Here is a 24,590-nt window from a genome sequence, read left to right as displayed (position 1 = left end):
TTTTAATTTTTAACAGCAGAAGTGACTGGACGAATCTTCACCAAAGTGACTGAAAACGCACCGCAAATCAACAAAGCACCTGCCAGTCGGACCACATTTTCCGGATTACCACCCAACCAGCTTTGGTAGTACAACGGTAAAGTAAAAATCTGAATGATCATCGGGATCACAATAAACATGTTAAAAATCCCCATGTAGACACCTGTACGCTCCGCCGGAATACAGCCAGCCAGCATGACGTAGGGATTCCCCATAATGCTTGCCCAGGCCATACCGACACCAATCATCGGAATAAATAATAACGACGGTGTGTGGATCATAGGAATACTCAACATGCCAAGTCCCGCCAGAGTCAGGCAGATTGCGTGCGTGATTTTTGGTCCATAGCGGCGGGTAAATGGCACCATCGCAAATGCAGCGACAAATGCGATAAAGTTATAAAAAGCGCCGATCTGCCCATTCAATAAACCCGCATCACGAAAGCCCTGCGAGGTCTGATCACTGGTTCCAAAAATAGTCCGGCCTATCGACAACATGATGTACTGCCAATAGCAAAACATGGCGTACCACTGAAATAATTTAACAAGCGCTAACTGCCGCATGGTTAGCGGCATCTCTTTGATCGCCAGACCAACTTCGCGCAGTGTCGCTAACCAGCCACTTGGTTTGCGTTTGATCGCCGCTAACTCGTCAGCGGTCAACGGGATTTCTGGCGTGGTTTTGAGCGTCCATATGATCGATACGATTGAAAATACAGCTCCGATCAAGAACGCAGCAATCACAATATGCGGGATGTGATTGGCATTAACGGCATCTTTATTCATGCCAATCAAGACTAAGATAGAGGGCATTAAATACGCCAGCGTCTGCCCAAGTCCGGTGAATGCGCTCTGGGTTAAAAACCCGATCGAATGTTGGCTCTGATCCAGCTTATCGCTGACAAATGCGCGGTAGGGTTCCATCGTTACATTATTGGCGGCATCCAATATCCATAGCAAACTAGCCGCCATCCACAGCGTTGCGCTAAACGGCATCACCAGCAATCCCAGGCTGCATAAAATCGCACCGAATAAAAAATAAGGTGTGCGCCGTCCCCAACGAGTCACCGTGCGATCGCTCATCGCACCAATCAAGGGTTGCACCAACAAGCCCGTAACAGGTCCTGCCAGCCAAAGATAAGGCAAGCTGGCCTCATCTGCACCGAGATATTTGTAAATCGGACTCATACTACTTTGCTGCAAACCAAAACTGAACTGAATACCAAAGAAGCCAAAGTTCATATTAATGATTTGCCAAAACGATAGTTTGGGCTTAGTCAAAATACCTCGAACTCTGCTGATCACACTGGTCACATTAGTCACATTAGTCACGCTGCTCATACGGGTGTTCCTTTATTGAGTTCGTCCTTCAAAGACTCTGCAGCCCATCGCTCTTGCCATTGCTGGTAAAAATCAAGGTCCGCCGCGACTGCACCACGCACACCACAAATTGCGGCAGCAAACTGATGTGCCCTCCGTAAGCTGACGTCCAACGGCCATCCCTGAACCAGGCCTAATAAATAAATCGAAGAGAACGCATCACCCCCACCAACAGTGTCCACCACTACGGTATTGAGCGTATTTTGATCGTGTTGACTGCTATCGAGATAACGGCCTTCGCGATCAAAATAAGCATAGCCACGTGCGCCTAAGGTCACGATAACCGCCTGCAAGCTAAACAGGCGCATTAAGATCTGTATCGCCTCTTGCCAGTCTGCTGGCTCACCATTGATATTGAGCTGCTGCGCAGAATCCGTTTGCAGGTAGATTTGGTACAAAGTCAGTAATTCATCCTCATTCAACTTAAGTACGTCGGCGCTATGCAAGGACGTATCAATCGTGGACATACTGAACTGCATACTGCGCAAATTTAAATCAAGATATTTCAGTGCCTTGGTTTGATTAAGCAAGGCATACAAAGCCCTGCGAGAGGTCTCGCTACGTTGTGCCAAGGTGCCGAAATATATGATGCCTGCGTGATCGTTATTCATAGCTGAAAACGCAGACGACGCTAGCTCAGCGTCGATGTAGTCATACGCCTGATCTGGCAGAATCGTAAAGCGATGCTGTGCTTTATCGCCCCCCTCATCTTGCTCCACCTTAACCAGTCCGGTCGGATAATCTGCATCGATTTGCAAACCATCTTGGCGTAGACTAAACCGTTGCATTTCTAAACGGACTAAGTCGGCGGAAGCATCTTGCCCAACCCGCGAAATGAATAAGGGATCGCAAGCAAAATAAGCTAAAGTACGCGCCACATTGAAAGGTGCACCACCAATAATTTTTTGATGAGGAAATTGATCAATCAGTACTTCGCCAAAAATCGTGACTGGAATGCTAATTGGATTACTCACGATATGACTCCTGCATCAGTATTTGTTGTTGGAGTAAGCCAGACTTGTGACCACGGTTTTAGTGGAAGTTCTAAGCGATTATGGCTTTCGATAAGTACTGGAATCTCTTGTTGACCAGAGACGGCAAGAAGATTTTTCCAGCTAACGACATGCGCGATCGTCGCAGGTAAATTACTAAGTAGCGTTGACCAATCTAAGCTAATTTTTTTATCAGAAAAATTACCTATAAAAATGAATTGATCACTGTCAGTAGAAAAACTACCTCTTGAAAATGCCAGGACTTCTGGCTGACTGATAGGTAATAACTGGCGTGGCTGATTTGCTGCGAGTTGGTTTAACTGGCGACGCAATGTAAGCAAATGACAAAGCCCAGCAAACATCGCACCAGCATCGGTTTGATCATCGTGTCGTGCCGCAAATGCAGCAGCGTCCAATACTGGGCGATGCAGCCAGCGACTATCTTGCGCATTAGCCGGATTTTGGCGGTAATCATCGTCATTGGATTGGGCTAATTCATCCCCCATATAAATGACAGGCATACCACCAAAGCTCAGCGCCAGCCCATGCATTAACAACAGGCGACGCAAGGCAGTTTGGGATTGTTCCGGCGTAGTAGCCGCGGCATATCCGGCTAATGCAGATGCCATACCGACACTGCCATGAACCGCGCTGGGATCGCTCGCCTGAAAGCTCGCTCCTCGGCCAAAACTATCTCCATCTCCGGCAAAAAATTGCGCTACTTTAGATAGCCGTTGTTGCACATCTAAGGCACATTGACTCGCCTCGGGGCGTAATACATTCCAGCCGATATCATCATGACAGCGCACATACGTCAGCCATGAGGTCTGATCCGGCAATACTGGCGTACCAAGTATCACCTGCTGAATCAACTCGGTATTTTGCTCGGCCAACGCCACCCAACTGGCCGCCATTAAACTACTGTGATAAGCAATATGGCACTCTTTCACGACACCGTCAGCACTGCCCAGATACGCTGGCAACTCTGCTGTCGGGACGATCGCCTCGGCTTTTAACAATACGCCAGGCGCGGCAATATCAACAATACTTCGCAATGCTTGTAGTATCCAATGCGCCTCTGGCTGATTCATGCAATTGGTTTGCTCGCGCTTCCATAAAAAAGCGGTGGAATCTAATCGGAATACTTCTATCCCACGGTTAGCAAGACGCAATAAGGCAGCAGCCATATCAGAAAATACAGAGGGATTGCTGTAATTTAGATCCCATTGATAAGGATAAAAAGTGGTCCAGACCCAAGACTGCATTTCCTCGATAAAACTAAAATTACCTGGTGCCACTTGAGGAAAAACTTGTCCTAAAGTCGTTTCAAATTCATCCGGTTTTTGTCGATCCGCATAGTGATAAAAATAATTCTGATAATGCGGATCGCCCTGCTTCGCATCCATCGCCCATGGATGGTCATCTGCAATATGATTCAAAATAAAATCAGAACACAAACTGATATTGGCATCACGCAATCGGGTGGTCAGCGCTTGCAAATCCTGCATACTGCCCAGACGCGGTTCTATCGCATCAAAATCAGCTACTGCAAAGCCTCCATCGTTTTCACCTTGGCGGGCTTTTAAAAATGGCAGCAAATGTAAGTAGCGCACACCCATTTCTGTCAGATGGGGAATCTTGTCGGCGACGCCTGCCAAGTCTCCGGCAAACCGGTCAACATAAGTGCAATAGCCCAGCATATCTTGACTGGCAAACCATCCAGGCGTTGCGCTGCGACTTTGGTCTAATTGGCATAGCGCGGACGAGCGCTGGGCAGCCAATTGACCGACGCTATTCATCAACTGAATAAGCCATGTAGAAAACTGATCTGCACTCCCAAGACGATCTGCATATAAGCTTTGCAATGTATCGATTAGAGCTGGCGCTCGCTTCTCAAAACGTACACGTATTAAGGCATGCTGCGATGATGGCAACTCAGAGAGCAAAGACGCAAGACTGCGATGTAACAAACTAGAAGGCATTATTTAGCAAGACAAAAAGAAGAAAAAAACTCCCGCAGAAGGAGAACACACAACGGGAGTTAAAGTACTGCTGGACTGAATAAAACACCGTGGAAATCTCCACGGTATTATTTGGACTAATTTGAGACGATCAATTATTTAAAACGAGTATTTCAAAGTAGCGCGGATCGTACGTCCGTTGATTGAGCGAGCAGCATGACCGTCGCCTTCCACTTCGGTATAGCCGATTGAATTAAACAAATTATTCGCGCTTAAGGAGACTTGTGTACGCTCATTAATTTGGTAATTAACGAAGGCATTGACCACTCTAAATCCTGGCAAATTTAAAGTATTGGCATCATCACCAAATGACTTGGTTGTACCGATCACGCTAGCACCAAATACCGTATCACCTATGGTATAAGTTGGCGCAATCTGATAGATCAAATCAGCCTGACGGCGCGGTGTCTTACCGATGATCGTTGGGTCATTTGCACCAACTATTTTTGCATTGGTATAAGTCAAGCCGCCCGTCAAACGAAATTCATTTATGCGATAACTGGCTTCAACTTCGATACCTTTAGCATCGTAATTATTAGAGGTAAATTTTTGCGTCGTTGCTTCGTAATTAGACTCAGCCGTTTTAGCCTGGAAGAAAGTAACAAAACTGCTAAAGTCACCCGTCTTCCACTTCACACCAGCCTCGTTTTGCTTGACGATATTAGTGCTGATCGGTGTCGATCCATCCAGTGGATTGCCGAACATAATGCGATCCGCATTGAAGGCAATACCGTCGCTGGTTCGTGCAAATAAAGCGAGGTCTTTTGTCAGACGATAATTGGCACCTAATGAATACGAAGTGTGATTAACGCTGTAATCGATAAACTTAGTGTTGGCCGCGCTATACAGTTGATTGACTGCCTGATTATAAGTACCGGAGGCATTCTGTTTATCGTAGCGCAGACCACCATCAATATTCCAATTACCCGATTCCCAACCGAGGTTGAGATACGTCGCATTGGTCTTGTATTGCGCATCGATATAACGGTTACAGCAACCTCCAAAGACATCGGTTCCTGCTGCTAATAGACCGGGCGAACCTGCAATCGTTGCGCTGGAATTCAGCAGCGCTGGCTTGTCGCCGCTGGACTGCATCAGATATTGATTGAAGTTCCAGGTCACGCCCAGATTTTGGATAGAGGAATACAAACCAGCTGTTGCGGCCAATTTACCGCTACCCAGTTCGAATACTTTGGATACTTTCAGATCATTGACCGTACTACCGACATCATCCAGGGAAGTATTGAATACCGTTGCAGTGAACGCAGTACCGTTATACGCCTTACCCGCATTAGGGCCGGTGGCATAAGTCATACCGGTTTGTACATTACTGTTGTCGCTTGGGAAAATCGAAATGAAGCGACCAGAATTATTCGACTTCCGAAACTTATCGTCGAGAGTCCAACCCTCGCCAAGCTTGAACGAAGCTTCTGCGCCGAACGCATTATTGACGACATGCAAACCATCGTTCACATTGGTAGAGGTTTTGCTGTTATTACCGTTCAGTACGATATCGCGGGTCCAGTACGGTGAATAGAAGCTCGCTGTGCGTGGGTCAATTCCCGGCAATTCTGAGATGGTTCCATTGACTGTTTTCACAGGCACAGGCATATTCATCGGTGTCTTGTCGTCCAGATGCTTAAAGCTCAAGCGGATGTAACCATTATCCAGTTCATGCGTAATATTCGCCCTGATCTGGCCGCCATCTTCTGCAGTAACACCAGCAGGGCGTGCGCCATCACCGCTGCGATAAAAGCCCGCTACAAACATCCGTGTCTTGTCGGAAATCGGTGTACCAAAATCAAAATCGTAACGAGTCTGATCAAAATCCAGACCTTTAGTAATTCCGATACTGCCACCTTTTTCACGCCCATTTTTAGTAATGAAATTGATGATACCGCCCGGAGAATTAGTCGCCATCGTTGAGGCAGTGCCGCCACGTACGACTTCCAAATGACTGAGTCCACCATCAGCACGTAAGAACATATCTGGCGTCACAAAAGCGATATCACCAAACTGCAAAATGGGTAATCCATCTTCCTGGAACTGAACATAACGCGCACCACCAGCAGAGATCGGTACACCACGCACGGTCAAGTTAGCATTGCCTTCACCACCAGAGGATTCGGCACGCACACCCGGAATCGCACGCAAAATTTCTGCTGCATTGGTAGGCGCTGATTGGGCGATCTGGTCTGCATCCAGCGTACTGATAGAAACACTGGCCTTCATCTTAGAGGTACGTAGCGGTGTACCCGTTACGACTACGCTATTCAGATTGAGAGAATTTTTTTCATTGTCGGCACTTGGCGTTGCCTCTTGCGCCCAGGCAGAGTTCATTCGCAAAACAGCCAGTGATACCAAGCCGGCCATGCGCGTCATTTTGATGCGTGATGATGTCATTTCTGTCTCCGTTTTTTTCGGTTTCGCCAAATTTCTTCAAACACTATGCATGCTTGATTCGGCTCTTTATTTTTGCTTCTCTTTATTTTTACTGCTCTTAACAATCTTACTTTGCGTCGTTTTACGTATTTATTTTATGCATTCACTTTACGTATTTACTTTACTTCAGCGCACTGTTCTCTTACTAAACCGCTGTGTTTCAACGGACTAAAGAAAATAACAAAAGACCTCCAGCAATCCTCGTTAGATTTTTGAAATTCTCCAAAAACACTCGTCAAACATATTCTACAAACATTGCTGAAGATCTTTTGAACCATGGGCGGCCAGTAAGTGAATCGATTATCGGTCAAATAAATAATAATTGCAATCGATTGCAATAACGCAGTGCAGCAAAGCACTTATTTAGTGCAATCAAGAAATAGAAATTTGATATTGTTCGCTGTAAATATCTTAAATATTCCCAATTATCATGAAGCAAAAAACTATCGCCCTTACTATGATCAAATCTGGAGTTTTCAAAATTAATTTGGAAATTTATAAGAGAAAATCGATAAGCACCTTGACCACAATCGCTTGTCACAATTGTGCAACATACATAAAAAATGTAAATCGTTTGCTTATGCGGCGCAGCATGAATTTCGATAGAAATTCTACATCTGGATTATTTAAAAACACAAAAAATCCAAAACTTGCAACCGTTTGCAAATATTTATAATCAAAGCAGAAAACTGATTGTCATAGAATTTAAGCTGAAAGCCTTAGTCGACCAAATCACAAACTGCTGGTACGAGAAATCAACTGCGTAGGCAACAGTCGCGGGCTAACTGCATCGTGTTCGACAATCGACAATAAGGCTTGCACCAGCGCCTGCCCTGCTGCTGCCATTGGTTGTCGCACTGTGGTGAGTGGGGGGTGAAAATAACGGGCAAGTTCGATATCGTCATAACCGACTACGGCGACATCTTCTGATACGCGGTATTTTTTATCCCTGAGTGCATTGATTGCCTTCATCGCTAACAAATCACTGCAGGCAAACAAGGCATCAAAGGGGATTTTACGGGAGCACAACTCTTCTACTGCGAGTCGGCCGCCGTCTTCTACAAATGAGGCTTGTACGACCAGATTGGGATCTAAGGGGAGCTGAAAACGGCTCAGCGCGTTGCAATAGCCTTCATAACGCTGCGCCATTTCTGGCAGTTGGGTATCGCCAAAAAATGCGATGTGTTTTCTACCAGACTGAATTAAATGTTCGGTCGCTAAAAAACCGCCACTAACGTTATCACTACCAACGGTCACATACAATTGTTGTGGCAATTGTGCGCCCCAGACCACAATCGGAACCCGGCGCGCTGCCAGTTGATTAAGCTGATCGTGATGACGCCATTGCCCGATCAAAATTACGCCAAGCACTCTGCCGGTATCATAAATTTGTGCAGCCGAGTCCAGTTGCTCAGCATCCACCCGCGACAGCAACATATCGAAGCCGCGATCGGTCAATGCATCGGCCAGACTACCTAACATACTTAAGAAAAAAGGGTCCGATAAATGTTGCCGTGTTGTCGCATCGTAAGGCACCACGACTGCTACCGTTTTATTTTGTTTAAGGCGTAAATTTTGTGCGCCGATATTGATGGAATAATTTAAAGAGCGTGCTAACTCTTCTATCCTTTTCTTGGTCTCGTCATTGACTAAGGAGCTGCCACTAAGAGCACGTGACACGGTAGAAGTAGAGACGCCTGCCAAGCGGGCGATATCGGCCATTTGCAGTCTTCGCTGCTCTGCGCTGGCAGAGTCTGGTTTGCGGACGGTAGTCATCTGGCTCGGCGTTTTTGTCATGTCATTTCTTTGCTTTACATCGGTAAAAACTATTATAAAACTCAATCGCCGTTCTGCGTAGCAAAATGCAAACAAAATCAGTTTCAAGGCTACATACAAGGCACTGTGTGCTGCCGCACTGACTGAATTATCGCCGAGCTTTACGATGCGCTCATCCTGAGCATTCGCTTTATCACCACTATTGCTTGACCTAGATCAAAGCGTAATCGACAGATTTTGTCTACCTTTAGCTCTACGGTCAGGTAAGACATCTTGACCTAGATGAAAAGTAACGCGTGCCATATCAGCATGAAAGCTGCACGAAAGCAGCGCAAATCATCAACACATCAACTAACTAGGAAAATAATGAACAGTACGCATAAAGCCTATCTCATTGGAGGTGGCATTGGCTCTTTATCAGCCGCTGCCTTTATGATCCGCGACGGCGGTGTGAGCGGCAAGCAAATTACGATTTTTGAAGCGATGCCACTCCTTGGCGGCAGTCTCGATGGTGCGGGCAATCCAGAGCATGGCTACACCTTGCGTGGTGGACGTATGCTGACTACTGATAATTATGAATGTACCTGGGATTTGTTCAATAGCATTCCTTCATTGAGCAATCTGGCGCAAAGTGTATTCGATGAAACCGTTGCGTTTAATCTCAAGAACATGCCGCATTCTATGGCGCGTCTGGTGGATAAAAATCGCTTCAAAGTAGATGTCACATCCATGGGTTTTAGTATGCAAGACCGGATGGAGCTGCTAAAACTAAGCGAGGCTGATGAAGCCAGCTTGGGGAATAGCGCCATCACTGATTGGTTATCGCCAACATTTTTTGAAACCAAATTCTGGTTTATGTGGGCGACTACGTTTGCCTTCCAACCCTGGCATAGCGCGGTGGAATTTAAGCGTTATCTGCACCGCTTTATGATGGAGTTTTCTCGCATCGAAACCTTAGCTGGTGTAAAGCGCACTGTGTATAACCAGTTTGATTCACTGGTACGTCCGTTGTTAAGCTGGTTGCAAACTCAGGGCGTGAACTTTGTGACGAACTGCACTGTAACGGATATGGATCTCGTCACGCAAAATGACAAAATCGTCGTCACGGCCTTGCATTGCCATCGCGATGGTAAAGATGAAGTGGTTCCCGTTGTTGATGGCGATATTGTGTTTTTCCAAAATGCGTCCATGACCGATGCCTCTACTTATGGCTCCATGAGCGCCGCCCCGGTAAAGCTGACCAAACACGATAGTAAAGGCTGGCGCTTATGGGAAAAGATCGCCGTAAATCGTCCTGAATTTGGTAATCCTGCCGCCTTCAATTCCAGCATCCCGGAATCGTATTGGGCATCGTTTACGGTCACACTCAAAGACAGTATTTTCTTCGATAAGATGGAACAATTTACTGGTAACCGGGCAGGTACTGGCGGCTTGGTGACGTTTAAAGATTCCAATTGGTTTATGTCGGTAGTGCTTGCACATCAACCGCATTTTGCGGATCAGCCAGAAGGCGTGCAGGTATTTTGGGGTTATGCGCTACACCCAGATCGCGTCGGAAATTTTGTGGCAAAGCCTATGGCAGAATGCAGCGGGGCAGAAATTTTGCAAGAGTTGTGCGGTCATCTCAATTTTGATCAGGCCAGTTTTGCCAATGCCAATTGCATCCCTTGCCGCATGCCGTATATCACCAGCATGTTTATGCCAAGGACAAAAATTGACCGTCCGTTGCCAGTACCAGCGAATTCTAAAAATCTCGCCTTCGTCAGCCAGTTTGTAGAGATCGCTGACGATGTTGTCTTCACCGTGGAATATTCGGTACGGGCGGCACAAATGGCTGTGTATGAACTACTTAAAATCGATAGGGAAGTCCCGTCAATTCATCATCATGACGAGTCCATCAAGGTGAAGTTTGATGCGCTGATTAAGGCATTTAAGTAGGCACTAAGTAGCAGACAATTGGTGATATATCGTAGCAGGTGATAGTATTTTTTATGATCAGACAAGAGGATGAATGATAAATACTATCACCTAGTATATTTTAAGTGTCCATATAATCATTGGACACTACGACATTTTTAATAAAAATAATAGGGAGTATATTCAATTCAGGTAGAAATATTGTCCTGAAAGCTTGGAACTGCCGCCGTAAAAATCAGCTGTGCTTCAAAACGGTTCCGTACTAGCGTACGGTCAGCGCAAGAAATCGGCTCTTATGCCTAAGGCGGTTCGCCAGACAATCTTCTGCAAACATATTCGTTTCAGCGATACACTAATCGTCGCTATGGCATCTTGATCAAACTCAACGCATCCTATTTATTTTGTGAAAGTCGCTTATGACCCGCCTCATCGTACTCGGCGCCAGTGGTTTGGTAGGGCAACAAATTTTGGTGCAAGCGCTGGCTAATGACAGCATCAGTCATATCATCGCGCCCACCCGACGCCCGCTAGCAGATGTCCAACGTCGCCACGCTAAGCTAGAAAATCCGATTATCGATTTTGATCAGCTACCAGCTGATGCCCTATGGTGGAAAGCAGATGCCGTTCTCTGCGCGCTTGGCACCACCATGCGCCAGGCTGGGTCACAAGCTGCGTTTTATCGGGTAGATCATGATTATGTGGTGGATGCAGCGAAATATGCATTTGCTGCCAGTACCACCTGCTTTGTACTCAACTCATCCATGGGCGCCAAACTCAATGCCAGTTCATTTTATCTATGCGTCAAAGCAGAAACCGAACGTGATCTGGCGGGATTGGGATTTATATCTCTGACGCTAGTCCGTCCCTCGCTATTGGACGGTGGCGAACGCCCAGAAAAACGATGGGGGGAATCGTTTGCAATCAGTTTCAGTAAATTATTAGGACCACTCGTCCCAAAACGTCTACGCCCGGTCACCACGAGCAAAGTAGCAGCAACCATGATTAGTGCGGCCTTAAAAGCCACGCCCGGCGTAATAGTGATTGAATCAGAACAGTGTCATTTGCTGTAACTAATCCAGTCCGTCGCAAATACCACCGGGTAAACGCGTTGCCAACTGCGTTAACAAACACTATCGATATCGTGAGCTGCAAGAAATGCCGCCACTCTCAAAATACGTCAGTTTGACTTCATTCAAAATAGTCACATCAATTGCGCATCACTCTACAGCAATGCGAAATGTTGAAATTAAATCAAGTTTATGTTTCAATGGAAGGGCTACGTTTGCCGTATGCACGGCGACTGCCCCCCCTAATTTCCTTTTGACGGAGCACACATGAAGCAAGCTGTATCAACCCTCGTATCAATACTGGCACTCGCGGCACCGCTGGCAGCCCATGCGGGTACAACGATTGATCTAAAGAAGATCATCACAGACAACATCTCAACCCAGAATCAAGCCCCCGCTACCGTATCCGCGAGCGGCAACAGGGCGGGCTCTGGAAAGTCGGCCACATCCGGCAACGCAGCGGGCAGGAGTAACAGTCCGTCGCGTAATAGCTCGGAAGGACCCGATTCAGCCGAGGTCAGCGCAGTGCTAGCAAAACTTAATTTGCCAGATATTGCTGGCATCAAGATTGGTATGAATATCGATGAAGCGCGCCGTCTTGCACTCAAGGCCAATCCGAATTTCAAGTTCAAAAAGACCGATTTTACCTGGATGAGTTCTAGTTTCAACGGTGTTGAGGCCGATGTGCGAACCACCTCGCCTGGCGACTCTTACGGCAGCGGTGAGAAGTTCGTCCTGTTGTACAACGAGGCTGGAGCCGTATTCATGGTGTTGCGGGCCTTCACAAACCTGCCGTCAGACAAAGCGATCCCAGTGGCCGTACTGCAGCGCTCTGTCGCAGCGAAATTCGATGCACAAGGAATCGACAACGCAACGCGTCCGGATTTTCTCGGGATAGCGAAGTGGCGCTACGACATGAACGGCAAACTCAGCATGAACGACAGAGGGCCCAATTCCGACAGTCCATGCCAGGGGGATTTGATACCCGGCGCCCCCGAAGTGAATGCGATGTTGCTCCATCCTTCTCCCAACTGTGCGCTAAATATTATGGTTACGTCGCACTTGGCTCCTAGGTCGGGCTTGGTCGATAGCTACTCCGTATCCATGGCCGCCCCGTGGCTGGTGCATGATATTGGCGTCGTCAATGCCAAGGCTGCGGGCGCCGAGATGAAGCGCCGCGACGAGCAAGATAAAGCCAAGGGCAATGTGCCGCAGTTGTAGGTGGGAACAGTAGGCCACAAAAGATGAGCCAGCGAAGTACTGCAGAGAAATCGGACATCAGCGCGATTGTTATAGTCGCATTGCGCCATGGCAGGTTGAAAAAAATTTAAGCACTGAGATTAGTTTATGCTCAAAACCGATGTCTTTGCTAAGCTTTTTCGATCCACTTTGTGTAACTTCGTTGACTCAGGCATCGCTACCAAATGATCAATGCGGCTCCATTCAATTGCCCGCTTACGACATGGCGTGTGATGACCTGAGCAAAGTTGAGCCAGACCTGATTGGCTCGCGCTTCGCACTCCTCGGCCAGTTCGCGGCGAATCACTGCTTCTTCCACAGCGCCATGGCGGTACTGGCTGTATTTTGTTGCGACAAGCTGGCGCCAGGCGGGTACCACAGTCATGCTATGCAATTTGATAAGTTGAAAGGATATTAGCGTTGGCTAAACCGATGTTAGGAAATACGTAATAAACAACGCAATAGAATTTGAAAGTTTGAATGCAACATACGTTAGAGATTAAATCAGAACAGTGCCAGTCACCATAACTAGTCCACGGGGAAATATACTATCTTCCTCTATGCGCGAAGAAAAGTCCGTTGCAGACACTACCGGGCAAACGTGTTTCGAACTGCGTTGACAAATACCCGCGATGACCTTGGCTAAATTTCTACCGCCATATTGCGTATCCTTTTGCACCTCTCTTGATATCTTGGCTCAAAGCTACATCTAGCGAATCAACGCGCACGCATTTACGTAATTCCCATTTACATTCTGCTACACACTTCGCTAGCTAAGGGCTGTATGTCCACATCATCACTGCAATTTTCCTGGAAAAATTTTATCCGCTGGATTCGTTTTTTAGTTTTACCCGAGCCAGACTCACTTGATCATTCATTTTCTGTAAAGCAGATCGGGCAATTACATAGCGTCACACTAAATCCCGACGCACATACGATTGATGAGCAAACTTGGAAAGATTTATTGGTACAGCAATACGCAACACTATTATCAAAAGAAGTCAGTATTTTTGGACAACAGATACTGTATCAACGCTTGCGTACTGGGCTCGGCGATAAGCAATGTGCAAAGCTGACTGAGCGACTGCAAACACTGATGCAAGACCCGGTTGTGCTGGACGAGCTACATCATGTTTTCCAAAACCTGCGCAAAGCCGACGCTGAAATTGCGAGCTTATTATTTAGCGATTCAAATCAGATCAGCTTACCTGTCTGGCATCGCTATATATGGACGGTGGCTGCGACATTTTTTGTATCGCTCGGTGCAACATTGCTGCATCCATTCGCCTGGATAACTGCGTCACTCTCGCTGCTAGGACTGTTTGCCATACAGATTCATTATCATTCGGCGATGCATCTTTGGAATCACTCCATGCGCTCACTCAATCAGTTATTGGGCGTATGCAGTGTGCTTGGGAAACGTACAGAAATAGATCTGAAAGAGTTTGCAGACAATAGTGTCCGTGCCGGAAGAATCAACCGGAAATTAACACGACTGCCCAGTATTGATGCCATCATCCCCGGCACCAGAGCGTATATCGACTGGTTAATGATAGCGAATGTCAGGCATTATTTTAAGAGTGTATTGCACGTCTATGCCAACATCGATTTTCTACGCGACTGTTATTTACGTGTATCGAATTTAGAAGCGGATATCGCTTTAGCACGTCATCTGCTAGATCAAAAAATTACTTGCTGGGCAGAGCGCCATCAATATAAGCAGCTTGCATTTACGGAGGCAGTACATCCACTGCTACATCAGGCGCGACCGCTATCAATTGGGCTGGAGTCTAAGGGTGCATTTATTTCCGGCGAAAATGGCATTGGTAAAAGTACCCTGCTACGCACCATAGGACTAAATCTGATCGTCGCCCGTGCATTTGGATTTTGTTATGCCAAGACCGCCAGCGTATCAACACGTCCAGTCTATGCAAGTATGCAAAATGAAGATTCTTTAATGGGTGGCGAGAGTCTGTACATCGCAGAACTGCGACGTGCCAAAGAATTACTTACCGCAGCCAATGGGATGCATCAGGGTATTTACATCATCGATGAAATTTTCCGCGGGACCAACCATAGCGAATCAGTTTCTGCCGCAGCAGCGGTATTAAAAACACTAGCACAAAAAGGTCTGGTGATCGTCTCATCACATAATCTGGTACTCGCGCCACTGCTAGAAAAATGGCTCAATTCGCTTTACGTAACAGCAACCGATGACAACGCACAGAACTTAATATTACGCCCTGGCATACTGGCACATACCAACGGTATCGCCTTACTGTCATCGCACGGTTTTGGCGAGCAAATTGAAGATAACGCAGGCAAAGTATTTAACTGGTTAAACAGCTATCTTGCGCGACCAACCGATGACTGCAGCCATGTGCTTGAAATGTAATTACATGAAATCACAGAGTCGGCATTTAAAACTGCACATGATTGACTGAACCTCCATCAACATACCAATTTGCACCTGCGACAAAACTTGCTGCGGGACTGGAAATAAAAGCGACAACTCGCGCAATCTCTTCTGCTGTAGCTAGGCGCCGCATGGGGTTGCGTTTAACAACTTTTTCGAAAGCCTCAGGTTCTTCTCGACTTACGCGATCCCATAATCCACCGTCAAATAAGGTGTCCCCGGGAGAGACTGTATTCACCCGAATTGTCGGCAGCAAACGCGTGGCTAGGGATTTCATGTAATGCACCATTGCCGCTTTTGCTGCTCCATAAGGTGCAGAGGTCGGTGCCTCCAGCGAGCCTGCTTTAGAGCCAATGTATGTGATTGCAGCATGAGAAGATTTTTGCAGATATGGAATGACTGCCTCTGTTGTGTTGACCGTCGCCTGAATATCTGTTTTGATACTAGCGGCCCAATCCATACTGATCGCGCTCACGTTCGGAATGAAAATATCAACATTACCGATCTCAGCCATCCACGTTTTAAAATCGTCGATCTTAGTCACATCAACAACGTAGCCACGAACAGTTCCGGGAAGTTGCTCAACTAAACGAAGTGATCTGTCAATCTGCGCCTGACCTCTGGCGCAAAAAGAAACCGTGCAACCTTCACTCGCCAGAGCATGGACAATCGCCGCGCCTATTCCGGCAGATCCACCGGTTACAATGGCATGAAGACCTGATAGCTGAAGATCCAAAAGAACCACCTTTCATTGCAGAGTCTATTTTTCAAACAAGGAAATCTAGTGCATTTGATAAAAAATCGGAATGAAAATTGCGGCCAATATACCAGTCACGACAACCAACAGATAGCTGATCAATGACAATATGACGCCACCTTTAAATAGAATAAGAGCGTTATCTGTGTTGGTGGCTTTTGGTCCCAGATACCATCCACCCAGCAATAACTGTAAGGCTAAGCCAATAATAAAAGCGAAGTAAACCGGTAAGACTCTGCCAGTGAGATTATTTAATATCGTTGCAATCGTACTCAATACAGAGACAATGACGCCGTATATCAATGCATGAGTCCAGCGTAACTGTGTACGTTTATACAAAAAAGCTGCCAGTTTGATGAGCAATGCGAAGATGCATGGCATCAGTAACAATGGCAAAAAAGAGAGGGCGAGTAACATTGTTATCCTGATCAATCTATATGGTAATGGTATTCAATTTAATCCAACGGTGCTGTCCGGTAACGATTAACTTCTGAAGCACTGACAACGCCCGCCTGATTGCCCCATGCGTTGCGTATGTAGGACAACACCAACGCGACCTCGCCATCGGTCAAGGTCGGCGCAAATGGAGGCATGCCGTACGGCCTTGGATTGCCTGCAGTTGTTGCAGGGAAGCCGCCTGACAAGATGATACGGATAGGATTACCAGCGTTCGACATTAAAACTGCTGGATTAGCTTTTAGTGCAGGATAAACCGAACCTGCCCCTTTGCCTTCCGCACCATGACAATCGATACAGTGATTTTTATAAATGCTGCCGCCTTCGAGCATGATGCGCGCCATCTCTTCTTTGCTTTCGCCTCGGGTAGCAATAGCGCGATCCAAAACATCTGCGTTGGGCGCAGCCTTGCCAGGCAATGATCGTAAATAGCTGGTCATCGCATGAATATCGCCGTCGCTAAGATATTGCAAACTATTCGAAACGACTTCCGCCATTGGCCCTGATGCATGGGCTTTTTCTGATACACCAGTGCGTAACAAGGTGCTGATGTCGTTACTCGACCAAGTGCTTAACGCAGCTTCATCCTGCGCAACTAACGAGGGTGCATACCAGCGACTGATTGGCATTATTGCCCCACCTAATTCATTTGCACCATCGCTAGCACCAAGTGCATTGCGACTGGTATGGCATGCGCCACAATGCGCGAGGCCTTTTACCAGATAAGCGCCGCGATTCCAGTCGACACTTTGTTTGCTATCGCTCTGATATTCGCCAGGGCGAAAATACAATGCACGCCAGAACGCCAGCAACGGCCGTTGATCGTACGGAAAACGCAAAGTATGTGCCTGATTCTCGCGCTTAATCGCTGGAATTGATTTGAAGTAAGCAAACATTGCATCAGCATCTTCACGCGTCATCTGGGTGTAACTGGTGAAAGGAAACGCTGGATAAAGCAGGCGATCATCTTTGGATCTGCCGTTATGCAATGCATTCCAAAACTGATCGGCATTCCAGCTACCGATACCGGTAGCAACGTCTGGGGTTAAGTTAGGCGACACAAAATCACCAAACTCAGAAGAAATCACTCGACCGCCAGCGTAGGCAAATCCGCCTCGCGTGGTGTGGCAGCCCATGCAATTGGCCGCGCGCGCGAGATATTCACCTTTAGTAATCTGTGATGCGACATAGACAGTCGTTGTTGATGCAGATGACGCAGGCTGTTCCGAACGTATAACAACGGTATCGCCTAAAAAATAACCATACGCAAATAAAGCAGAAGTACCCGCCGCCAATACCACTAAGATAGCCAAGAAAATACGCTTCATTTACTTAGCTCCCATTGATGGCACGCTGCCGCAACGCATAGGCAAAGATGCGGTCATATCTCTGGTTGCAATCGGTAGCGGATCGGCGGGCAATGCCTGGGATGCGAGCCATGCGGATACTGCACTCACATCCTGAGGACTTAATTTTTTTGCGATCTGTTCCATGCAATCGGGCGCATGCGCGTGCCTACTGCCTGTTTGCCAAGCACCAAGTTGTCCATTAATGTAATCACGCGGCAACCCAAGCAAGCCGGGAATAAACGGGGCGACACCTGTCATTTTGTCGCCATGACACGCAACACAGGCTGGGATTTTTTTTGCTTATCACCTTGCTGCACTAATTGCCGTCCACGCTCAATCGAGGCCGCTGGAATATCCAATTGCTGCGGGGATGGATAAGGCGGATGCTGCTCAGAGAAAAACGCGGCGATCTCTTGCAGATAAGCATCTGACATATTACCCACCATATAGGTCATCACAGGATAAACGCGCTTACCATCTCTGAAATTTTTTAGCTGATTTAGTAGATATCCCTCTGGTTTTCCTGCGATACGCGGATAGTAACCATCATTGGTCGCCCTTCCTTGTTTGCCGTGACAGGAAGTGCATGCCATGAGTCGCTGACTTAAGGTATCTGGTACCGATTGCGCAATCGCTGATTTGCTGAGCAACAAACTGGCGAGTGATAGCATGATCAGGATCGGTGGCAATATGCTCGCCATCAATCGCTTTATTACTAAATCAGATGTCAACAGTGGGAGTCTCATAGGAAAGGTCAATTTGATGGCGCTTGCAGATATCCATGCAATTGCAATGGGTGGGGCGATCAGTAGTACAAGCATTATGACCGCTTCAATCCCATTCTGGGTTGATTTGACCAATAACCGATGAAAATTTTAAATAAAAAAAACCAGACAAAATTGCCTGGTTTCTTGTTGCCAATGATTTTATTTAATCAAGGCAAATTATTTTTGATGCGATGGATACTTGATCGTCATTTCTTGCAAAAGATTGTCTGCATGATCAATCTCTTTCATCACCCACAGCATGTAACGAATATCCACATGGATAGCACGCGTGATTGCGCTATCGAAGTACCAGTCTTTGGTGATAGATTCGTAAGTCGAATCAAAATTTAATCCGATCAAATCACCATGTTTGTTCATCACAGCGGAGCCAGAATTGCCGCCGGTGGTATCTGCACTGGACAGGAAGTTAACCGGCACAGTACCTAAAACTGGATCGCGGAAGACGCCATAACGCTTTGCCTTGATCGCCTCCTGCTCAGCAGGTGGCACATTAAATGGCTCTTTGCCTGTGTTCTTTTCTACGATACCTTCCACGGTGGTAAACGGACCTTTGCTGATGCCATCCCTTGGAGAGTAAGGTGCAACAGTACCAAAAGTCACGCGTAAGGTGGAGTTGGCATCTGGATACACCGGTTTACCTTGTGACTTTTTCCAATTGATAAACGCCTGCATATAACGCGGGATGATGCGCTCTAAATTGCCGTCGATTTCTTTACGACGGTTTTCCATCGTCTGGCCAAGCTGATAGACCTTGCTGGCTAAGCGTAAAAAAGCATCATCCGACTGTGTCATGCTGTCGACATCTTTATCTAACCACGCCAAACGCTGTGCAGTCGTCGTCAGTTTAGTCTGAGCGTATAACGGTGCAATGGCGTCAACCGCTGGTAGCAGCGCGTCTAAACCTTGCGGATGGGTATCTGCCGGCATTTGCGCATAACGCTGCAATGCGGCTTGCCAACGAGCCTGATCGACGCTGCTGACAAAGGACCGTTCCAAACCGGAGAGGCGCCCTTTGAGGAATGGAATATCACGTTCCTGGAAACCCGGCTCGCGCTCGGCATCTGACTTTTTGCGCTCCTGTGCCAAACGATACAAGCTGCGTGCACTGCGGAACATATCGCTGTGCAACGCAACAGACATCGCAAACTCTTGCTCACCTAAAGTGATGTCATCAGCAATCACTTTATCCAACTCCGCCAGCAAATTTTTATCATTCGTATCGCCGTGAGTGGCAAACCATTGCCGGAATTCCGACTCCTGCACATCTTTGATTGCGGCAATATCTTTACGCGCAAAACCGTCGATCAGTCCTTCGGTTTTTTTCATACCATTGTTGATGCTCTTGACCACACTGGCATAGCGTACTGTTGACTCTGGATCGTCTTTCGTCGCTAGCGCGATTGTCGCCAGGTCAGCCTGGTTTTCAGCGACACGACGGGGATAACTAGTGTCGCGCGCTGAACGGATTTCTGTCGGTAATTTGTAGCGACTAGTGCGACCAGGATATCCCGCCAACAGAATCGGATCACCGTTTTTTAATCCCTCTGCAGAGACTTTTAAGAAGTCTTTGGAATGGTAAGGAATATTGTCTGGGGAAGGGTCTGCGGGACGACCATCCTTACCGACGTAGGCACGCATAAACGAGAAATCGCCCGTGTGACGTGGCCATTCAAAATTATCGACGTCGCCACCAAAATTGCCGATTTTATCGGAGGGTGCATACACTAGACGGACATCACGTATCATCAATTGGCGTATCCGGTAATACTCCAGACCACGATGAAAACTAGGCACCGAGCAACGGTAGGCTTTGTCTTGCTCACATTCGGCAATTAATCCTTTGATTCGATTTTGGATTTGTTTATTGCGTTCCAGACCTGATAAATTTGGACTTAAATTACCTGTTACTTTATCGGTGACGGTCTCGACTTTGTCGGTGACGTAGATACGCTCGCTAGGACCCGCGGGCAATTCTTCAGCACGGGTTTTCGCTAAAAAACCATCGGCGATCAAATTGCGTGTCGCACTTGAATTACGCTGTACGGCACCGTAAGCACAGTGATGATTGGTCACGATCAAACCTGCATCAGACACAAACGAGGCAGAGCAACCAGGCAGCGCCACCATGGCACTCATCGGCAACTTACTTAAGTTTGCCAACTGCTCGGCAGGGATGGCGATACCGATGCGCTTTAGCTCTGCTTTTAATTGCGGTAACTGATAGGGTTGCCATTGTCCTTCGTCAGCGCGGGCAGTTTGAATCGTTAGACTGACTATGCTGAAGCTAGTGAATGCGATCAGAATACATACCTTGACCGATAAAAGATTTTTATTTAACAAGATGGGTCTCTGCAAATAAGAGTTTGGGGACGAATGATGCCAGCGAGAAAGATCAGAAGTGTAGCAAACTCAAACTGCTGTTTGATGAATTTTTTTTACATGAGATACAGAAATAAGATTTTAAAACCTGACAATTTCAAGAACAAAATGCAACATCAAGCATAAAAATAGCGGCAAGTGATTCTTTAAGATTTATCTTGCAGCAGTAGTTCTGTCAATAAAACTGCCTGTACCTTATCGGAATTCATCGCCTTATTCAGTTCTTGCTTAAGATTATTTTGCAGTGTCAGAAAACCCTCAGGCGTGCGCAAATCGTCAGGATTGGTGTTGGAGATTGCCACTTTAAATATGTCGTTGAGACTTTTCGTATTTTCTTGCAACCAGCCTTGATCGTCCGCACCAACTTGTATAGTGACCTGCATTCTGGTCACTTGACCGTTAATATTGACGACAGCTTCGGGCAGCGTCGCATAACTGATTTCGGCATTATTTTTTGGAGCGCGATTCACATAGAAATAGATCGCCACTGAAATGACGATAAATCCCAACAAAATAATGCTGGCAGCGTACTGGGTAAATTGATCTTTTTTTCTGACTACGGCTGTTTTTCTTGTTGGTGATAGCGGTACTTTTTTTTGGGTGGCCGAGGCTCTTGCCGCAGACTCTCCAAGTGAGATAGACGCAACCGACCGTTTAGACTTAGTGGTAGCGTCGGAGCTGACCAAAGATGGCGAGGGTTGTAATGGTGAATTTGCAGGCGGTACTGGTTGCGTTGACTTATTAACTTTGTCTGGCGCGGGCTTGCTGTCAACCACAACTGAATCGGGACTAAAGCCCCATTCGTCAAGAATGTTATCGCCAAATTCGGATGACTTAATTATTCCGCCATGCATGGGTTCAAAATCGAGCTTAGAAGTCAGCAGTGCTTTCTTTGCATCACTATTCGCCATAAGCAGTGCACTCCCCAATAATAAATACCAATATGATGGCCTTGAGCAAAACCGCCTCAAAGCGTCGTGGCGCGACGCCATACAACAGTACTATCTTCGTTGTCACGCCTTGCCGGGATCATTTTGCGTAAGTCGTTGATGAATTGTAGTATCGCATCACCACTAATTGCCACAAAGAAATTAAAACATAGGGTACACGATAACTATAAGCTCACTTTGTGACATCAATATGGCAGATGTTCTTCGTATGGAAATCAATTAAGACCTACGCAAAAATTGTTCCGGCAAGGCACAGCAATGCAATTGAGACGATTTTGCGTACGTCTACTCATAATTTTTGTAACGAAAACACCACTGTAATAGCAATGATAAGCAGTGATGTTACTAGCCTGATTGCAGTGAAATCTTAGCAGATCAAAGCATCTATTTGCCTACTTCAATGCTTTTAGCAAAGCTTCGTTACAAACTTCACGAACCTAAGTTCCGATCATTCGTTATCATGGCGACTTTCCGAAAAAACCCATGTTTACAAATAGTTAGAGAATTATTGATGTCCTCACTGAGCAGAAACTTCCGTATCGACAATATCAAAGGTGTTTTGATATTTTTAGTCGTGTTCGGTCATTTGATTGAATTGCATATCGCGGGAGCGCATTTTCTGCACTCGATATGGCTTTTCATCTACTCGTTCCACATGCCGATGTTTGCCTTAGTCTCCGGCATGTTCTCAAAAGCATCTTTAGACGAAAAACAAGGTAGCCAATTAGTCAAAAATGTTGTTATTCCCCTGGTCGCTTTTGAGATTTTTTATGAAGGTCTGGAGTTGCTGTTAAAAGGCAATTTAAGCGTTTATAGCGGCTTGTTTGCACCTTATTGGATGCTCTGGTATTTGTTGAGCTTACTATCCTGGCGTCTGTTGTTACCGATTTTTTCAAAATTGCAATTTCCGGTGGTAATTGCCTTGGCTATGTCCTTAATCGCTGGTTATTCAGACAGCACGGGTTATTTTTTAAGTATTTCACGCACTCTCTGTTTCTTCCCATTTTTCTTATTGGGCTGGAAAATGGGACCGGGTGCCTTTGATAATACGAAGAAGCGTCTGGTATTTGTGAGTGCGCCGGTAGTAGCAATCGCGATCACCGCCTCGTTCTTATTGCACAGTGATTTCGATTATCGCTGGCTGTATGGCAGTTATTCGCTCAACCATCTTGGGATGGCGAATATGACAGGTAGTTTGTATCAAATCGCCCAATATCTTGCCTCATTGACAATTGGATTAGCCTGTCTACATTTGCTTTCTTTGAGAAATTGGGGTCTGGCACAAGTCGGTCAACGTTCTATGTATGTTTTTTTATGGCACGGTCTGGCACTGATTGTGTTGCAACAGACGGGTATTTTGAATGAGATTTTTAAACTAGAACAAGGATTGGCTATTTTTACGGCAATCGCAGTGAGTGCACTGATCGTCTGGCTGGCGTCACACGCCTGGTGTGAATTGATAACACAAAAGCTGATCTTAAAACCAATGTCATGGTTATTCATCAGAGCACAAGCAGCAAGCCAGCTTAGCCCAACTAAAGTTATTGAGGTGAAAGTCGTTCCACAAAAAACTTTAATTTGAATATAGTTAGAACACAGGGAAATTATCCTGTGCTCTGCTGAGACAATTACTTTATTTGAATATTACCTGCATCAAACTGGCGCGGATTCTTGCCAGTAATCCCTGCATAAAAGCACTGGATTTCAGCCATATCACGCGTAATATCCCCAGACAATTCAAACATGCGCCCGATGCCGCCGACTTTGCGTTTGAAGTCCAGATAACCCAGCGCAATTGGTACGCCAGCGCCTTGAGCAATGTAATAAAATCCGGTTTTCCAGTGGCTGACATTGCCACGCGTGCCCTCCGGCGGGACAATCACTGTCAATGACGAGGTGTTTTGGAAAGCCTCAACCGTGCTTTGGACCAAATTGCCAGTGCGGGTGCGATCCACCGGGATGCCGCCAAGCCAACGCATTACGCCGGCTACAACGGGTGGAAACAAACTGGCTTTACCCATCCAGTAAACATTAAGGCGCAGAGCAAAACAAACCAGCAAAGTCACGGGAAAATCCCAATTGCTCGTATGCGGCGCTGCGATCAGCACGTATTTGGGCGCGGTCGGTGTAATACCCTCGACCTTCCAGCCAATCAGTCTCAATATCAATAAAGAAACCCAACGCATCAAAGTATTGATGATGGGCGTGTCAAAAATGGTGTGATGCATGTACTAAGTCTTTGATAAAAATAGAATTTACGCCAAATTGCCGCAGCAAGGCGTCGTGACGAATGCGGCATTATAGAGAGAGACATGCTGCTTTAGGGAAATAAAGAGTGCCATCAATCAAGATGGAGGGTGCGTAGGTGAAAGCGCTGTGACCGTTTGCTGCAACAAGTCTGCGTCGATTTATCAGGCGAAGTAAGCTTCGCCTAAATATATACTGCCATTAGTATATTTTAATCGTCCATATAATCACTGGACAATCAGGCATTTTTCCATAAAATAATGGGGAGTATATTAAACCCAGAATTTGCACAAATTGATATTGCGGGGCAATTCATATCAATTCTGCTTTGCGGCTAAATTCTGTTCCGTGGCTGATTTATAGCCGCTTTAGGGCT

18 protein-coding genes and 1 pseudogene are annotated in these 24,590 nt (G+C 46.5%); 6 read left to right on the top strand and 13 right to left on the bottom strand.

The features are described 5' to 3' along the window. Positions 1 to 2: 2 nt before the first annotated feature. The 5 genes from RGU72_RS01780 to RGU72_RS01760 form a co-directional block, all read right to left on the bottom strand. The gene (locus tag RGU72_RS01780) at positions 3 to 1,379 is read right to left on the bottom strand and encodes an MFS transporter (protein ID WP_322118104.1); all 1,377 of its coding nucleotides are present in this window, start codon (positions 1,377 to 1,379) and stop codon (positions 3 to 5) included. Continuing rightward, a complete protein-coding gene (locus RGU72_RS01775) occupies positions 1,376 to 2,392 on the bottom strand; it encodes a PfkB family carbohydrate kinase (RefSeq protein WP_322118103.1) in 1,017 nt (338 codons plus the stop codon). The genes RGU72_RS01780 and RGU72_RS01775 overlap by 4 nt, the downstream gene beginning before the upstream one ends. After that, positions 2,389 to 4,392 (bottom strand): alpha-amylase family glycosyl hydrolase, encoded by a 2,004-nt coding sequence (locus RGU72_RS01770; protein ID WP_322118102.1) that lies wholly within the window; start codon positions 4,390 to 4,392, stop codon positions 2,389 to 2,391. Before RGU72_RS01770 ends, RGU72_RS01775 begins: the two co-directional genes overlap by 4 nt. Before the next feature lie 138 nt (positions 4,393 to 4,530). Further along, on the bottom strand, positions 4,531 to 6,834 hold the full coding sequence (locus tag RGU72_RS01765) for a TonB-dependent receptor (RefSeq protein ID WP_322118101.1): 2,304 nt from the start codon (positions 6,832 to 6,834) through the stop codon (positions 4,531 to 4,533). Positions 6,835 to 7,605: 771 nt separating this feature from the next. After that, complete coding sequence (locus RGU72_RS01760) at positions 7,606 to 8,670, bottom strand: LacI family DNA-binding transcriptional regulator (protein ID WP_322118100.1); 1,065 nt, start codon at positions 8,668 to 8,670, stop codon at positions 7,606 to 7,608. 261 nt (positions 8,671 to 8,931) lie between these two features. Here RGU72_RS01760 and RGU72_RS01755 point away from each other — a divergent pair, with 261 nt between their 5' ends. The 3 genes from RGU72_RS01755 to RGU72_RS01745 all read left to right on the top strand — a co-directional run bounded on the left by RGU72_RS01755 (position 8,932) and on the right by RGU72_RS01745 (position 12,854). Further along, positions 8,932 to 10,587 (top strand): oleate hydratase, encoded by a 1,656-nt coding sequence (locus RGU72_RS01755; RefSeq protein ID WP_322118099.1) that lies wholly within the window; start codon positions 8,932 to 8,934, stop codon positions 10,585 to 10,587. A 395-nt stretch (positions 10,588 to 10,982) separates the two neighbouring features. Continuing rightward, on the top strand, positions 10,983 to 11,636 hold the full coding sequence (locus tag RGU72_RS01750) for an NAD-dependent dehydratase (RefSeq protein ID WP_322118098.1): 654 nt from the start codon (positions 10,983 to 10,985) through the stop codon (positions 11,634 to 11,636). Positions 11,637 to 11,900: 264 nt separating this feature from the next. Then, entirely contained in the window at positions 11,901 to 12,854 is a 954-nt protein-coding gene (locus RGU72_RS01745) for a hypothetical protein (protein WP_322118097.1), read from the top strand. A gap of 196 nt (positions 12,855 to 13,050) precedes the next feature. Here the strand turns inward: RGU72_RS01745 and RGU72_RS01740 are convergent, their stop codons facing one another. Further along, positions 13,051 to 13,257 (bottom strand): hypothetical protein, encoded by a 207-nt coding sequence (locus RGU72_RS01740; protein ID WP_322118096.1) that lies wholly within the window; start codon positions 13,255 to 13,257, stop codon positions 13,051 to 13,053. A 399-nt stretch (positions 13,258 to 13,656) separates the two neighbouring features. On the opposite strand from RGU72_RS01740, the gene RGU72_RS01735 reads away from it, so the two are divergent. Then, entirely contained in the window at positions 13,657 to 15,267 is a 1,611-nt protein-coding gene (locus RGU72_RS01735; protein WP_322118095.1) for a MutS-related protein, read from the top strand. A 25-nt stretch (positions 15,268 to 15,292) separates the two neighbouring features. On the opposite strand, the gene RGU72_RS01730 is transcribed toward RGU72_RS01735, so the two are convergent. The 4 genes and pseudogenes from RGU72_RS01730 to RGU72_RS01715 form a co-directional block, all read right to left on the bottom strand. Continuing rightward, positions 15,293 to 16,024, bottom strand: coding sequence for an SDR family oxidoreductase (locus RGU72_RS01730; RefSeq protein WP_322118094.1), 732 nt, complete (start codon positions 16,022 to 16,024; stop codon positions 15,293 to 15,295). Between the two features lie 45 nt (positions 16,025 to 16,069). Further along, positions 16,070 to 16,462 (bottom strand): hypothetical protein, encoded by a 393-nt coding sequence (locus tag RGU72_RS01725; RefSeq protein ID WP_322118093.1) that lies wholly within the window; start codon positions 16,460 to 16,462, stop codon positions 16,070 to 16,072. 38 nt (positions 16,463 to 16,500) lie between these two features. Then, positions 16,501 to 17,829, bottom strand: coding sequence for a cytochrome c (locus RGU72_RS01720; protein WP_322118092.1), 1,329 nt, complete (start codon positions 17,827 to 17,829; stop codon positions 16,501 to 16,503). Then, positions 17,830 to 18,521: pseudogene (locus RGU72_RS01715) on the bottom strand (c-type cytochrome). A 19-nt stretch (positions 18,522 to 18,540) separates the two neighbouring features. Between RGU72_RS01715 and RGU72_RS01710 the strand changes: the two are divergent. Further along, a complete protein-coding gene (locus tag RGU72_RS01710; RefSeq protein WP_322118091.1) occupies positions 18,541 to 18,720 on the top strand; it encodes a hypothetical protein in 180 nt (59 codons plus the stop codon). 74 nt (positions 18,721 to 18,794) lie between these two features. Here RGU72_RS01710 and RGU72_RS01705 read toward each other — a convergent pair whose 3' ends face one another. Both RGU72_RS01705 and RGU72_RS01700 read right to left on the bottom strand, forming a co-directional pair. Further along, entirely contained in the window at positions 18,795 to 20,915 is a 2,121-nt protein-coding gene (locus tag RGU72_RS01705; RefSeq protein ID WP_322121532.1) for a S46 family peptidase, read from the bottom strand. A gap of 248 nt (positions 20,916 to 21,163) precedes the next feature. Beyond that, positions 21,164 to 21,928, bottom strand: coding sequence for a flagellar basal body-associated FliL family protein (locus tag RGU72_RS01700; RefSeq protein WP_322118090.1), 765 nt, complete (start codon positions 21,926 to 21,928; stop codon positions 21,164 to 21,166). A gap of 550 nt (positions 21,929 to 22,478) precedes the next feature. Between RGU72_RS01700 and RGU72_RS01695 the strand changes: the two genes are divergently transcribed. Then, complete coding sequence (locus RGU72_RS01695; RefSeq protein WP_322118089.1) at positions 22,479 to 23,549, top strand: acyltransferase family protein; 1,071 nt, start codon at positions 22,479 to 22,481, stop codon at positions 23,547 to 23,549. A gap of 46 nt (positions 23,550 to 23,595) precedes the next feature. On the opposite strand, the gene RGU72_RS01690 is transcribed toward RGU72_RS01695, so the two are convergent. Continuing rightward, positions 23,596 to 24,195 carry a lysophospholipid acyltransferase family protein gene (locus RGU72_RS01690; RefSeq protein ID WP_322118088.1) on the bottom strand — a complete coding sequence of 200 codons (600 nt, stop codon included), beginning with the start codon at positions 24,193 to 24,195 and terminating at the stop codon, positions 23,596 to 23,598. Positions 24,196 to 24,590 lie beyond the last annotated feature (395 nt).

This window comes from Undibacterium sp. 5I1 (assembly GCF_034314085.1).
GTDB lineage: Bacteria > Pseudomonadota > Gammaproteobacteria > Burkholderiales > Burkholderiaceae_D > Undibacterium.
Note: the sequence above shows the minus strand (reverse complement) of the source record. Positions and strands in the feature narration are given on the sequence as shown.